7 protein-coding genes are annotated in these 15,598 nt (G+C 35.0%); all 7 read right to left on the bottom strand.

Annotation, left to right across the window (positions count from 1 at the left end):
- Positions 1 to 322 precede the first annotated feature (322 nt).
- Positions 323 to 835 (bottom strand): hypothetical protein, encoded by a 513-nt coding sequence (locus tag HNQ03_RS10225; protein ID WP_173779583.1) that lies wholly within the window; start codon positions 833 to 835, stop codon positions 323 to 325.
- Positions 836 to 1,161: 326 nt separating this feature from the next.
- The gene (locus HNQ03_RS10230) at positions 1,162 to 4,710 is read right to left on the bottom strand and encodes an efflux RND transporter permease subunit (RefSeq protein WP_173779584.1); all 3,549 of its coding nucleotides are present in this window, start codon (positions 4,708 to 4,710) and stop codon (positions 1,162 to 1,164) included.
- Between the two features lie 329 nt (positions 4,711 to 5,039).
- Entirely contained in the window at positions 5,040 to 6,290 is a 1,251-nt protein-coding gene (locus tag HNQ03_RS10235; protein WP_173779585.1) for an efflux RND transporter periplasmic adaptor subunit, read from the bottom strand.
- Between the two features lie 20 nt (positions 6,291 to 6,310).
- A complete protein-coding gene (locus HNQ03_RS10240; RefSeq protein WP_173779586.1) occupies positions 6,311 to 7,642 on the bottom strand; it encodes a TolC family protein in 1,332 nt (443 codons plus the stop codon).
- A 1-nt stretch (position 7,643) separates the two neighbouring features.
- The gene (locus HNQ03_RS10245; protein ID WP_173779587.1) at positions 7,644 to 8,246 is read right to left on the bottom strand and encodes a TetR/AcrR family transcriptional regulator; all 603 of its coding nucleotides are present in this window, start codon (positions 8,244 to 8,246) and stop codon (positions 7,644 to 7,646) included.
- 133 nt (positions 8,247 to 8,379) lie between these two features.
- Positions 8,380 to 11,088: a fibronectin type III domain-containing protein gene (locus HNQ03_RS10250; RefSeq protein ID WP_173779588.1), complete on the bottom strand. Its 2,709-nt coding sequence runs from the start codon at positions 11,086 to 11,088 to the stop codon at positions 8,380 to 8,382.
- A gap of 202 nt (positions 11,089 to 11,290) precedes the next feature.
- Complete coding sequence (locus tag HNQ03_RS10255; protein ID WP_173779589.1) at positions 11,291 to 15,346, bottom strand: fibronectin type III domain-containing protein; 4,056 nt, start codon at positions 15,344 to 15,346, stop codon at positions 11,291 to 11,293.
- Between the last annotated feature and the right edge of the window lie 252 nt (positions 15,347 to 15,598).

Here is a 15,598-nt window from a genome sequence, read left to right on the forward strand (position 1 = left end):
CTCGCTATTTTCGGCAATAAAGGACCGCCAGAAAGATACCTTGGCGTATTTTCTACAATGTCTGCAAAATAATTTTGTGGGTAAGGGATTTTATGATTAAAAAATAAGAAAAAGCTTGTGATAGCTTCAAAAAATCTCACGTCAGAACCAAAAAAAAGCAGTTCTTCTAAAAAACTGCTTCGTATATCTAAATTCTAAAAACGATAACTCCATAAGGTTACCAAGTGGGGAGCAAAAGCTACCGAAGGTTCCGTTCAACGGGCTTTCATTTCTTGTCTTTCAGACAAAACGAAAGCTTAGTTATTATCTACAGAAATTTTTATTATTTTTGATAGTAATCTATATAGATGTCAGGTGTTCCATCACCGTTATCGTCATAATGATAATCTGCGGTCAACTCTAAAGTAGAATTTGTTAGTTTAGTTATGTCGCCTTCCAATTTATTATTGACTGTCAGTTTTTTTGTTGTAGAATCAAAAGTATAGTTTTTAATAACTATTGGACGAGCTACACAAACATTACTTGAATTTGTGTAAAATTCGCTAATTATTAATTTTCCATCACTTTTAAATTCTGATGTTGCATTTTTTTCACATGGATCATCATTTGGATAAGTACCAAGAACAGAATTATCTTTTCCGCTATAGATAACACTTTTAGTTTGCTGCCAAACGCCAATTAGGTTTTCGCTTTTTGTTAAGTTTTCATTATCATTTGCGTTTCGACAAGAAGATATTAATAATAGTAAAGAGCAAATGATTAAAGTTTTTTTCATAGTTTCTAATTTATAAATAATTTTAGTGATTTTTGTAGATAACTTGTATATATGTATCATAAAATGATACATATCCACTCAAATTTGTAGAGATATGTATCATAGAAGTGATACTTTATTTAATATCAAATATAGTAATAATATCTTATAAATCATCAAAAGGGCTTTTTATTTGTTGCAAACTTTTTCAAATTTAAAAACCCTAAAACCAAAGCGAAAACCTGCGTGAGGTAGTAGGTGGAACTCTTTTTCTGAAACAAAGTGGAAGAAAAAAGTGGGAACCGGATACCGACTTTTCTTTTTTTTTACAACCGCACAATTGTTTAAAAAAAAGAAAAGGCACGCCCAAAAAAAAAACCACTCTCTTTCGAAAGTGGTTTCATTATTTATAGCTCGTTTCCGGTTTCTAGATTTTCAAACTCATCTGGATAGAGTTCTTTCATTCTTTGCAATTGTGCTGCGCTATCTTCTGCATCGTGAGAATGCTTTGCTAGATATTTTGTGCGACGGGCAATTTTTCTTTTAGATATCATGTAGAACATGACTGGAACTATTATTAAAGTAAGGAATGTGGCGAAACTTAATCCGAAGATAATCGTCCAAGCTAATGGTCCCCAAAATGCTACATTGTCGCCTCCTAAAGAGAAATGTGGATTTAAGGTGGTGAGGAAAGACGCGATATCAAAATTTAAGCCTATTGCTAATGGTATTAATCCTAAAATAGCGGTGGTTGCCGTTAATAATACCGGACGCAAACGTTCTTTTCCAGATTCTATGATGATTTCTTTTACTTCTTCCAAGGTCAAATCGTCGTGTGTTTCTACACCTTCTTCGATTATTTTTTCATCTAATTTGAGCACGAAGAAATCCATCAATACGATTCCGTTTTTTACTACAACTCCGGCGAGGGAAATAATTCCCATCATCGTCATCAAGATTACAAAATCCATCCCGAAGATTGCCAAACCAAGGAAAACACCTGCAAAACTTAATAATATGGTAACCATTATTATCAATGTTTTGGATATGGAATTAAACTGATACACGATGATTGCCGTTACTGCTGAAAGTGCTAGAAACAAAGCGAACAGTAGGAAATTTAAATTTTTTCCTTGCTCTTCTTGCTCTCCACCGAAAGTATAAGAAATTCCTTCTGGTGTTTTATAATTTGCGAGTGAAGTTTTAATTTTTGCTACTACTTCATTAGAATTGGCATCTCCGGTGATTCCAGAATATACCATGATGGTTCTTGTATTATTTTTACGTTTAATTTTATTAAAGGTATTTTCGTCTTTTATGGTTGTAAATGTGGACATTGGAACTTGCACTGGGCCATCTTTTCCTTGCAAAGTAATTGGCTGATTGAAGAGCAAACTTCTATTTTGGCGTTGATCTTCTTTTAATCTGATAGCGATATCATAATCATCATTCACATCTTTGAAGGTAGAAATTTCTTGTCCGAAAAGTGCACGTCTTAAAGTAATTCCTGTGTAGGCCGTAGAAACACCTAGATTTCCGGCGGTTTCTCGGTTGATATCCATGATTAATTCTGGACTTTCTTTATTGATGTCTGCTTGTAATTTCTCGATTCCAGAAATTCCTTGCCCATTGATAAATTTGATCATTTTGCCAGATTCTGCGAGCAAAGCATCATAATCATCTCCTTTCAACTCGATAGAAACAGGGTAACCAACTGGTGGTCCGTTTGCATCTTTTTCTACAGTATACGTCAAACCTGGAACATCTGGAACTGCCTTGCGGATTTCTTCCATCACGTCTGAAGTATTTACGCCACGTCTTTTTGCAAATTCTACATAAGTAACTGTAATTTTTGATTTAAAAGGCGTTTCTGCTTGCGAACCAGCATCTACTTGCGGATTGATAGCACCTTTTCCTACTTGCGTAACGAAGGATTCTACCAACCAGTTTTTACCTTTTTCGTCATATTTTTTTAAGGCATTAATGACTTTTTGTTCCACAATTTTAGTTCCCTCATTGGTTTTAGAAATATCTGTTCCTTGTGGATATTCCATATAAATGAAGGTTTGTTTTGGCATATTTTCTGGGAAAAAGAGCACTTTTGAACGTCCGATTCCCATCATTGCGCCATACAAAACGAAGGAAAATACCAAGACTCCAAAAACACCTAGAAACCAATAGCGAGGTTTTTTGCCCACCAAAAGATTACGCAAAAATTTCTGATATTTCTTTGCTAAATTTGGGAAAAAAGTATGCTGAAAATGTTCAATTTTATCGTGCATCCATAGTTTGTATAGCCAAATTGCACCAATTGCGATTACAGAAAAAGTGGTGATTCCTAAAAAGAATGGAACTCCAAAAACAATTCTCAATATTCCAAAAACTACAGCCAAAGCTCCAAAAATAATGGTGTACTTCTGCGCTCCGCTTTTAGACAAATTTTTATTTTCCAAAGACATAGAGCTGCTCGTCATTGCGGCATTGATAACCAATGCGACAAAAAGTGAAGCCAATAAGGTAACCGAAATCGTGATCGGGAAATATTTCATGAATTCTCCCATTATTCCGGGCCATAATAGCATTGGTAAAAATGCGAAAACGGTGGTTAAAGTAGAAGAAATTACGGGAACGGCAATTTCTCCAATTCCATATTTTGAGGCTAATAATCTCGGTAAACCTTTTTCCATATTGGCGTACACGTTGTCTACCACCACAATACCATCATCTACCAACATCCCGAGTCCCATTACCATTGCAAAAAGTACCATCGTATTCAAAGTAACGCCGGCATTTTGCAAAACTGCAAAGGCAATCATCATGGATAATGGAATTGCTGTACCTACAAACAAGGCGTTTTTTAAGCCCATTGAAAAGGATAATACAAACATTACCAATAAAATACCAATCAAAATATGATTTGCCAATTCGTTTACTTGGTGCGTCACATCATCAGATTGATCTGAAGTAAGACTTACATTTAAATCTTGTGGAAGATAGGTTTTCTGTGCATTTTCGATTTTAATTTTCGCTTGGTCTATGGCTTCAATCATGTTTGTACCAGAGCGTTTTTTCAAATCAATCATTACTACATCAGTCCCAAATTCCCTTGCAAAAGTGGTTTTTTCTTTTTCTTTAAATTCTACCGTTGCAATATTTTGAAGTTTCACGCCAGGTTTTACGATAAAATTATTTAAATCTGTTGGCGAAGTGATCTGACCTTTTATTCTTACATTGGTCCTGTTTCCATCGGTTACTAAATTACCACCAGAAATGGTTATATTTTCATTTTTGATGGCGTTTATTACTTGATCAAAACTAACACCGGCAGCATTCATTTTGAATAAATCTAGGGCAACTTCTACTTCATTATCGTCTGCACCAACGATGGTTGCTTCTTTTATTTGTGGAATATCTTCTAAATCGTCTTTCAAATCTTCGGCAAATTGCTTCATGGTGAAAGATTGATAATTTCCTTTCAAATTGATATTTAGAATAGGAACTTCTTCGGAAATATTTAAATCAAAAACGCTAGGATCTACCTTTGATCCGGAATCTGTAGTGGGCCAATCTTGGTCTCCTTTTGCTTCGTCTACTTTATCTTTGATTCGGACTTTGGATTCTTCTACCGTTAAATTTGCATCAAACTCTACAATAATTAAAGAATAATCTTGAAAAGTATTGGATGTAACCTTTTGAACTCCAGAAACATTTTTAAATTTTGTTTCTAGCTCTTTGGTGATTAATTTTTCTATGTCTTCTGCCGAGTTTCCTGGGAAAACTGAAGAGATATAAATATTATTTTGCACAACCTCTGGGAAACTTTCTCTTGGCATTGCATTGTAAGAAAATGCACCTAAAAGTAGGATGATTGCAGTAAGAAAGAAAACTGTAGTTCTGTTTTCTGCTGCCCAACTGGAAAGCCAAAATTCTTTTTGATGGTGTTTATTTTCGCTCATAATTCTTTTATATTTATGAATTTCTAAGGTTTTTGAACGCGAAGTTCACAGAGATTTTTTTACCGATCTCTTATTAATAATTTCGCTGCTGCATTTGACTTCGTCTAATCTTCGATTTCATCTTGCAAAGTGCGTTTTTATCTTGAAAAATGCGACACTTTTTATATCTTGTAAAATTTGCAGCCCGACTTGAGTGAAGCTCTTTTTATATTTTTTGAATAAAAAAATATAAAAAAGCGGGAACGGAAGGCGGAAATGTCTGCCCAAAAAATTTCAAGATTGACATTCGACAAGGTCAAAATGCTGCCCAAAAACTTAGTTTTTCTATCTTAATTAGAAATTTTTACTTTCTGTCCGTCTGTTAAATTTTTACTTCCATCTGTAATCACCATGTCACCGGTTTTCAGGCCTGTGGTAATTTCTACGGCGTTTTGAGATTGCTCTCCCAATTGCACATACACTCTTTTTGCAATGCCATCTTCGCCATTGATATTGTTTGCAATAACCACGTAGGATTTTTTCTCACCATCTTCGTACACATATTGTGCGGGAACTTGCAAAGAATTTGGGTTGATGTAATCTTGAATCTGAACTTGCGCCAATAGATTTGGTTTCACGCCAGTTTGACCAGAAACGGGAATTTCTATTTTGAATGTTCGGTTGTCTGGATTGATGAAATTACCCACCAATTTGATGCTGGAAGAGATGGTTTTGTTTAAAGTTGGGATAAAAACCTTCACTGGTGTACCAACTTTCACTTTTGCTAAATAATTTTCTGGCACATCTGCTTGTATTTTCATTTGTCCGAGAGAGATTAATTTTACGATATTGGTTCCCGGCGAAACTACTTGTCCGTTTTGAGTAACAACTTGATCTACTACTCCACTGAACGGTGCGGTAATGGCTGTTCTAGCTAAACTTGTTTTTACTGCATCTGCGGCTTTTTGAGTTGCAGAAACTTGACTTTGTGCAGCTGCAACTTGCTTTTGTGCAGATTCGTAGTTTGTTTTTGCTTGCAAATATTGAAATTCTGATCCTATTTTTTGTTTCCAAAGAGCAGATTGCTTTTCAAAAGTGATTTTTGCCAAATTTGCAGAAGATTTTACTTGTTGCAATTGCGCTTGTACGGTGGTTACTTGTATTTTTGCCTGTTGATATTGATCATTTAAACCGCCATCTGAAACGCGACCAATTACTTGTCCACGGCTAACATTTTGACCTTCTTTTACGAATAATGTGAGCATACCAGAAAATTGGGGTTGCACCATTACATCTTGATCTGTAGTCACATTCCCTTGAATATCTACGGAATGTACAAAATTGGAAGATTCCATTTTCACGACAGAAACTACACCACTTGCTAATGGGGAAACTCCAAGAGCTTTCAAATTTTTGTCGATTTGCGCCATCACATTATTGATGGAATCCATCTTAAATTTCTGGCGTTCTTTGTAAGCTTGAATTCCTTTTATATCTTTTGCAGCAATTAGATCTGCTAATTTTTGATCTACTTTATCGCCATCTTTTTTGCAAGAAGCAAGCGTGACTAGAAGTAATAAGGGTAATATAATTTTTTTCATAATGAAATTTTCTATGGTTACTAAAGTGTTCCGAGTGCTTTATCTAGTTTAGTTTTGGATTGAATTAAATTTAAAGCAGCTTCGTAATATTGATTTTGAGATTGATACAATTGCGTTTCTGCTTGTTGCAATTCTAAACTTGTACCCAAACCTTCTTGAAATTTGATTTGTTGTTTTTTGAAAATGCTTGAAGATAATGCTACTAATTCTTGCGCATTTTTGTAAGAAGTGTAAGCATTTTCATAATCTACAGAAGCGGAAAAGGCAGTATTTTTAATTTCTCTTTCTTTTTCAGAAACATCTATTTCTGCTTTTTTTACATCTAATTTCGCTTGCTCTGTTTGCCATTTTCTTTGAAATCCGCTGAATATTGGAACGTCTAATTGTACTGCAACCACAGAGGTATTGAAGTATTGTTGTGCACTATTCAAAAAATTGAATTTATCTCCGTATCCATTGTATGTGGAAGAAACTGCTGCTCCTAATGTTGGTAAAAATTTAGAACGTTGTAACTTTAGTTGTAGTTCTTTAATTTTAAGAGAATTTTGACTTAATTTTACGTCTATATGATTAGAAACATCTGGATTTTCATTTAGCGAAACCAACGTTTCATTTTTTGTGATGATATCTTGCAAATCTGAAGTCAAAACTAAATTTTGCTCTAGGGGAAAACCTAAGAGATATTTTAAAGTCATGATCAATTTTTCTCGTGTTCTAAGGAAATTTTGCTGATTGGTGATGATGCTTTTATAACTAAATTGCTGTTGTTCTACATTTTGCAATTCTATTAAACCTACTTTATACGTTTGCTCTGTTTCATAAAGAGATTTTGCGGCTACCTTTCTATTTTCTTCTAATGTTTTTAGATTTTCATCAGTAACCAAAACACCTGTGTAAGCCAAAAGGATTGCTTCTTTTATAGTAATCTCTGTTTTTTCTTCTGCTAATTGTGCTGTTTCCTTAAAGGCTTTTGCAGATTGCAACCCAACTAAATAGGAACCATTAAAAAGAAGTTGCTGCAAAGTAACTCCGCCAGAAAGCGATTGCTTTTGCCCAAATTGAACAGGTGTGAAAGTACCAGCTTCGCCACCTGTAAATTCTGCAGGGAGTAATTGTACTGGAATATTCAAGAAATAATTGTATTGTCCTTGCGCAGAAATCTGCGGAAGACCAATACCGATAGTTTCTTTCACTTTTTGATCTGCAATTGTTCTATCAATTCTAGCCTTCTTCACATTTGCATTGTTATCAAAAGCGTATTGCCACGCCTCATCTATAGAAAGAGCTTGCTGTGCATTTGTGTGAGCAAAAAACGCGAGTGCAGCTAAACTAAAAATCCACTTCTTTATCATATTAATTATAGTTTTTTAAAATTTCTGTCCCTTTTTCTGTTGCAATACTATTTAAAAAGAATTTCATAATTTCATTTTTTTCTTCTTCTCTTTGTTTGTCTGAATTTTCTCCTTCAAACAATATCGAACTTTCTACAGAAATAAATAAATGCAACAATAATTTGCTGTAAAAAGCGGCATCAAAATCTTTTCTATATAAATTCAATTTTCTTCCTTTTTCAATATTTCCAACAATGATGGTTGAAATTTTTTTATCCATTTCTACCAAATGATTTTCAAATAAATTTGGGTAATATTTCTGCAATTGACGGATAAAAAGAGTTCTATTACTTTTGGAAAACTCTTGCATATTTTGTTCTCTACAAAACATATTTGCAATGGGATTCACATCTTCAATTTGATCTATTTGCAGATTTTTAACCATCTCATCTAGTATAAATTGCAGCACTTCTGCGATCAATTCTTCTTTTTTGGTATATTGCTGATAGAGCGTTTTCTTGGACATAGAAAATTCTTTGGCAATATCATCCATCGTCAAAGATTTTGCACCTTGCTCGTAGAATAGTTCTGAAACTTTCTGTAAAAATTGGTTTTTATCGGTCATTGGTTTTGCAAAGATAAAAAAGAAAACTTAAAAACAAAATAAGTTTCCTGGTTTCCAATATGATATTTTGCATAAAAAAAAGAGCGACATTTCTGTCGCTCTCATTATATAAAAGATATTTTACTTAAAAAGTTTACTTTTTGATTGCTTTCACTGTTTTCACAGATCCGTCTTTCATTTTAAGGTTTATTAAATAAATACCTGAATTCAAAGATGAAAGATTGATTTCAGAAGCTGGTTTCACAGTTTTCACCATTCTACCTGCCATATCTACAATTGATATAGAAACGACATCTTTCACGTCAGATATTCTTACAAAATCTTTGAAAGGGTTTGGTGAAATCGTCAAATTTGAAGCAGATGCTAAGGTTTCGCTAGTAGCTAAAACATTTGTTATTTGAAAGTCATCAACATAAAATTCAAAATCTTCTGCATCGTCTACAGTTCCATCTGTTCCCAAGAAAGCAAATTTTACTTGATTGGATGTAGAAGTAATTGGATATGTGAATAAATTAGAGGTATTACTTACATTATCTGCTGCAGTATATTTTTTAATACTTGCCCATGTAGTACCACCATCTGTGGACATCAATACATCTATAGCATCATCACTACCCATTGCAGAAGCAGTACTTCCATTATATTCGGTTACGCCGTATTTAAAAGACATTGTGAAACCACCACCTGCTAAATTGAATGTAGGAGAGATCAACCATCCTATTCTACCAGTCGTGTACAAATTAATAGCTGCAGATCCACTTCCGGTTCCTTGTAAAAACCCTAAGGCTCTCCACAATGTACCAGTAGAGGTTGGTCCTGTTGCAATAGTTCCATCACCAGCTCTTTCCCAGCAAGTACCTGGAATTGTAGCAAAATCATTGGTGTATGTGGTAGGTGTAATAGGAGCACAAGCTGTAGTGAAATTTCTTTCTGTACAGTTTAATGAAGTAGTAATTGTCGGAGAGTACGCGTTTATTCTGTAAAAATATTGGGTACTGTTAGATAATACTGTTGCTAATGTATACGTAGTTACATTTCCTAAATCTACATTGTTCAAAATATTTGTTCCGTTTGCTGTAGTACCCATGGTAATTCTGTATCCAGTTGCGCCAGATACGGCCGTCCATGTGATAGTAGGTGTAGTAGAAACTGAAGCTGCATTGTTTGCAGGTACCGTTATTACTGGACAAAATGTAGCTGTAGTGAAATTACCTCCACTTGCCCAATCACTATTGGTGGAAGCATCACATTTTGCTCTTACCCACACAAAATATTGTGTACTTGGCGTAAGGTTGGACACTGCAACCGTAGTTGCGGTTACTCCTGCATTTGTAGGAACAGTAGCTGCTGTAGGAGCAGTACTTACAGTACTGTAATAAACATCATATCCAGAAGCAGGTGCAGGTGTAGGTGCAGTCCACATTAAATTTGCCGATGTAGGTGTGATACTAGATGCAGCTATTGCAGACGGTTGAATGCAAGATGGTGCATTGATAACCTTTACTTCATCTAAAAGTAAATCATCGTAGAAATAAGGATTAGTACCGGTATTCTTATTAACTGTAAATCTTACTTGTATTGTTTTATTCACATAACTACCAGCCAACGCAATACCTTCTGTTCTCCATGATGTAGCATTACTCATACTCGTAAAAATATCTACCCAACCAGTGCCATCATTTACGGCAACTGTCAAGCTATTATTATCATACGTAGAAGGAGTTGTTCCTGCATTATCGGTTGCATTAACTTTAAACCAATCAAACTGTACGAAAGGTGCTGTAAGACCTGTAAGATCGATTGAAGGTGTAGTTAATTCTACTGATTTTTCATTAGCATAAGGTGAACTAGCATCTACCCAAGCATAAGTTCCTGCGGTTCTACCATTACCTGCAGCTCCATAATCTACGCCAGTTCCGAATTTCCAAAATACATTCAGTGATGTTGAAGTTGTTGTTGGATTTAAGTTAGTCCAACAATTCGGTAATGCTCCAGACGAGAAAGATTCTGAAAAAGGAGCAGAAAAAATAGTACATGGTGTTACAAAAACATTTGTAGCAATCCAATTACTTTGATCTGCTGCAGAACACCTGCTTCTTACAAATCCATAGTAGGTGGTTGCAGGCATTAATCCTGAAACAGTAGTAGAATTACCTGTTGGAACGTTTAAATTTGGTATAGTTGTAGAAATAGGCGCTACGTTAGTAGTATTGTAATATACATCATATCCTAAAGCCGGTACAGTTGCAGGTGCTACCCAATTTACCGCCGCACTTGTAATTGTAACAGCAGATGCACTTGCAGACAATGGCGCTGAACAAGACACTACTTGTTGCAATTTCAGATCATCTACATTAAAGTAAAAATCTCCCGATGTGTGATTTCCTGTAATTCTAAATTTAAAGTTTGCATTTAAAGGTACTGCTCCAGTAGGAATAGTTTCCAAAAATTGTGTACAAGGTTTATTTCCTGTTAACACAATATCTGAACCTAACTGCGTATAGGAAGTTCCTCCATTTACAGAGTATTCCACTTTGGCTAATAAACCTACACCATCACCTGAAAAATATTCTTGCGTGCTGTAATTAAATGATACAGTTACAGCTGTTGCATTGGATGCAGTAGAAGAGTAAACCAAGTTTGCCGTAGTTGTAAGACTCCACAAGTTAACGCCTACTGCTGCTGTACCAGTGCAAACTCTTGTTGCTGTTGTAGTTCTAGAGATAGAACTATACACAAAACCCGTTGGGGTTACCGTATTTTCGAAGCCTTCGTTGACTACGATTTGTGCAGATGCGCCTATTCCGAGAATAAGCATACACAATAGTAAAAGTTTTTTCATAATATAAATATTTATTTTACCGCAATTTAATAAAATTATATGTTTTTAACAAATTATGAGGTATGAATTATAGTAAATAATACGTCTTATTTAATAAAATATTGAAATTACAATGGATTTAAAAATTTGAAAAATAAATCGCCGAATAAAAAAAGAGCGACATTTCTGCCGCTCTCATTAATAAGAATTTAATTTATTACAATTACTTTTTGATTGTTTTCACTGTTTGCACAGATCCATCTTTCATTTTCAAATTAATTAAATACATCCCTGCTTTCAAAGATGATAAGTTAATTTCATTTGTTGGTTTCATAGTTTTAATTAATCTTCCAGACAAATCTATGATAGAAATAGTTTCTACATTTTTCACATCTGATATTCTGATAAAATCTGTGAAAGGGTTTGGGTAAATTTGGAGCAGATCATCTTTTGCAATTTCAACAGTTGCAAGTTGAGATTCTACCATAAAATTATCTACATAGAAGTTATAATTTTCAATATCATCTACAGCTCCATCTGTACCATAGAAAGCAAATTTAACTTGGTTAGAATTTGTATTAATTGGCATATTAAAACTATTCAAAGTTGCTCCAGGTCCTGTGTTTGCATCCCAAGTTTGCATTGCAGTCCAAGTTGCGCCTCCATTTACAGACATCAATATTTGAACAACATCATCTGATCCCATAGAGGATTTTGCAGTTCCTGTAGTTTCCGTTACACCATAATCAAATTTTAGTCTATAAGTACCAGAACTTAAATCAAAGGTTGGGGAAAATAACCATCCAGTTCTAACATTTGAAAATAATTGGATTTTTGCTGATCCGCTTGTTCCATTATTTAAAAACCCATCTGCTAACCAATAGTTTGTTGTTCCATTTGGACCAGTAGCTGGTGTTCCTCCCGATGCTCTTTCCCAACAAGTTCCTGGGAACGTTGCAAAATCATTAACATAAGTAGGTACAATTGTAGCACATCCAGTTGTAAATAAAGTACCGCCCACCCAAACACTTTGGTCTGCTGCAGAACAGTTTGATCTTACCCAAACGTAATAATCTGTAAGCGCAGTCAATCCTGAAATTGGTGTATTCAAAGCCATCACACCAGATAAATTTGGCGTTGTAGAAGCTGTTGGTGGCACATTTACGGTACTGTAATAAACATCATAACCAGAAGCTGGTGCTGGTGTGGGTGCTATCCAATTAATAGTTGCAGAATTTCCTGTAATTCCTGAGGTAGAAACTCCACCTGGTTGTATACATGTAGGAGTATCAATAATTCTTACCTCATCTACAAGTAAATCATCATAAAAGTTTCCAGCTCCTGCAAAATCTTTGTTTACATTAAATTTTAATTGCACAGTAGCGCCGATGTAAGAAGCTGCTAAAGGTATTCCAACTGTTCTCCAGCTAGGATCATTTGTTGTACTCGTAAAAATATCTACCCAACCAGTTCCATCATTTATAGCTACCTTCAATTCATTATCAGAGCCAGCATTTTCATTGTTTTTAAACCAATCAAACTGTACATACGGTGTCGTAAGTGGTGTAAGATTAATCATTGGTGTAATCATCTGCACTGTATTTTCGCCTGTATTTGGCGTACTTGCATCTACCCATGCATAAGATCCAGTAGGTCTTCCGTTACTTGTAGAACCATAACCTGGTGAACCTATAAATTTCCAAAGTACATTTGCACTTGTAGATGTTGTAGTAGGATTAACATTTGTCCAACAGTTTGGTATAGTTCCATTACTAAAACCTTCATAAAATGGTGCTGTGAATACACTACATTGAGTTGTAAATGTTTCAGCATCTGTCCAGAAACTCAAATCTGATGTACTACAAGCAGAGCGAACCCAGAAAAAATAATCTGTAGCAGCAGATAAGCCAGAAATAGTAGCTGAAGTTCCAGTAATATTAGTTATTTGTGGAATACTACCTGCTGTTGGTTGCGTATTGGTTGTAGAATAATATATTTGATAACCATTTGCTGGTGCAGAAGCGGAAGCAGTCCAACTTACATCTGCTGAAGTTGCCGTTGTAGAAGCAACTACAAGTACAGTCGGTCTTACACAAGATGGGATAGCTTCTACATTGATGTCGTCTAAATAAACTGCGTCGTAAGTAGAATTCATTCCATGTCTAAATGCAAGATTAACATTTGTTCCAACTGGTATATCAACTGTATATTCCGTTTGTGTAGTCGTAAGAATTATCGGTGATCCTATAATTGTAAAAGTTGAAGGATCAAGCGAATTAGATAGCGTACCGATTTCTAACGGGTAACCGGCAACAGAACCTTTAGCAAAAAACCTCACACGATTTAATCCAGAAGATAAATTTGTAGTTACTGGTGAAACCAACATCATATCCCCTGTCACATCTGTACTATTGTACATATAAAAACTATTAGGAGCTGAATTGTTATTCGATGTGCTAACGTAAGCGTACGCAGCTGAATTAGGTGTTTCTAAATAACTCCAGCATTGTGGTGTATTATTATTAGTAGTAGTTCCTGTAGAAGTAGTATCAAAATTTTCTGAGTAAGGTATCGTAAAAGCCACGCAATTCGTAGTTGCTGATACATCAGTTGTCCAAATACTTGATTCAGAAGGACCACAAACTGATCTCACCCAAAAATAGTAAGTTGTAGCAGCAGTAAGTCCAGTAATAGTTGCAGAAGTACTGTTAATATTAGATACTTGAGCAACACTTGCAGCAGTAGGTGCTGTATTAGTTGTTGAATAATAAACCTCGTATCCATTTGCGGGCGCAACAGCGGGAGCTATCCAACTTAAATCCGCTGAAGTTGCTGTAACACTCGCAACTATGACATCTGTAGGTCTTACACACGATGGAATTGCTTCTACGTTTATATCATCTATGTAAATTGCGTCATAAGTAGTAGCCATACCATGTCTAAATGCAAGAAATTTATTTGTTCCAGCTGGTAAATCTACTGTATACTCTGTATGAACATTTGTAAGAATTATTGGAGATCCAATCATCGTGAAACTAGTCGGATCAGTAGGATTCGATAGCGTTCCTACTTGAATAGGAAAACCATCGGAAGCACCTCTAGCAAAAAATCTCACCCTATTATTTCCAGAAGCTAAATTATTTGTTTCTGGTGAAACCAACAGCATGTGTCCTGCTATGTCGCTACTATTATACATGTAAAAATTATTAGGCGCAGAATTGCTATTTGATGAGGAAACATATCCATAACCAGTAGAACCTGCTGACTCTAAGTAACTCCAGCATTGCGGTGCATTGTTATTTGATGACGTTCCAGTGGCTGTTGTATCAAAATTTTCTGAATAAGGAACATTGAAGGCAACACAATTTGTACTGAAAGATGTACCAGAAACCCAATCACTACTATCACTTGAAGAGCAATTAGATCTTACCCAAATGAAATACGTTGTAGATGGTACCAAACCACCAACTGTAGCTGATGCTGTATTTATACCCGTAACAGAAGGTGTGGTCGTAGAAATCGGAGCAACATTAGTAGTATTATAATATATTTCATATCCCAAAGCAGGAACTACACTTGGTGCAATCCATGTCAAATCTACAGTCGTAGTTGATGGATTACTACTTACAACTGTTGAAGGAATGAAGCAGGTAGGCGCTTGTCGTACTTGTACGTTATCTAAAAGTAGATCATCATAGAAATAACCGTTACCAGCTACATCTTTATCAACTGTAAATTTAACTGTAATAGTTCTGTTAATGTATGATGCTGCTAGAGCGACACCTTCCGTTCTCCACTCTGAAGAATTTGTTGTACCAGTAAAAATAGTAACATAACCTCCTCCATCATCAACTGCGACTATTATTTTGTTGTCATCATAAGTAGAGCCTCCAGTTCCGGCAGTACTATTAGAATGATTTTTAAACCAATCAAACTGTATGTAAGGATTTGTAAGTCCTGCAAGATTTATTTGTGGAGTAATTAGTTCTACCGTATGTTCACCTGTGTATGGCGAACTTGCATCTACCCAAGCGAAAGTTCCATAAGGTCTTCCATTAAGTGCTGTAACAGTACCATAACCAGTGGTACCCGTAAATTTCCAGTTCAGATTAGAATTCGTGGTTGCGTTGGTTGGATTTTGACTAACCCAACATGCCGGTAACGCGCCATTGTCAAAAGTTTCAGTAAATGGCACAGGGACAGGAGTTGTACATTGTGAGTGTAAAACTCCAATAAATGATGTGACCATAAACATCATAAATAGATATAATTTTTTCATAAATAAATTTTTATTATTCGAAATTTACAAAAATTTAATTAATTATCAAAATTTCGGGTAAAAACAATTAATAATGAATTTTTATTTAATATTTTATATCTATAATGCAAAATTAATTGATTCAATTATTATGCATAACATATTAATAGACTTATTTATTTTTGTTTTACAGTAAACTGGCGGAAATTTTATCCAATGAAATGCATATCCTTTTAGTAGAATATATTTAAAATACTGGAGATTACTCATTCT

This window comes from Frigoriflavimonas asaccharolytica (assembly GCF_013294015.1).
Taxonomy (GTDB): domain Bacteria; phylum Bacteroidota; class Bacteroidia; order Flavobacteriales; family Weeksellaceae; genus Frigoriflavimonas; species Frigoriflavimonas asaccharolytica.

What these genes read in the sequence shown, in the direction of transcription:
- HNQ03_RS10245 (WP_173779587.1), bottom strand. Translation starts at nt 8,246, where the DNA reads ATGACCGATAAAAACCAATTTTTACAGAAAGTTTCAGAACTATTCTAC.
- HNQ03_RS10235 (WP_173779585.1), bottom strand. Translation starts at nt 6,290, where the DNA reads ATGAAAAAAATTATATTACCCTTATTACTTCTAGTCACGCTTGCTTCT.
- HNQ03_RS10255 (WP_173779589.1), bottom strand. Translation starts at nt 15,346, where the DNA reads ATGAAAAAATTATATCTATTTATGATGTTTATGGTCACATCATTTATT.
- HNQ03_RS10230 (WP_173779584.1), bottom strand. Translation starts at nt 4,710, where the DNA reads ATGAGCGAAAATAAACACCATCAAAAAGAATTTTGGCTTTCCAGTTGG.
- HNQ03_RS10225 (WP_173779583.1), bottom strand. Translation starts at nt 835, where the DNA reads ATGATACATATATACAAGTTATCTACAAAAATCACTAAAATTATTTAT.
- HNQ03_RS10250 (WP_173779588.1), bottom strand. Translation starts at nt 11,088, where the DNA reads ATGAAAAAACTTTTACTATTGTGTATGCTTATTCTCGGAATAGGCGCA.
- HNQ03_RS10240 (WP_173779586.1), bottom strand. Translation starts at nt 7,642, where the DNA reads ATGATAAAGAAGTGGATTTTTAGTTTAGCTGCACTCGCGTTTTTTGCT.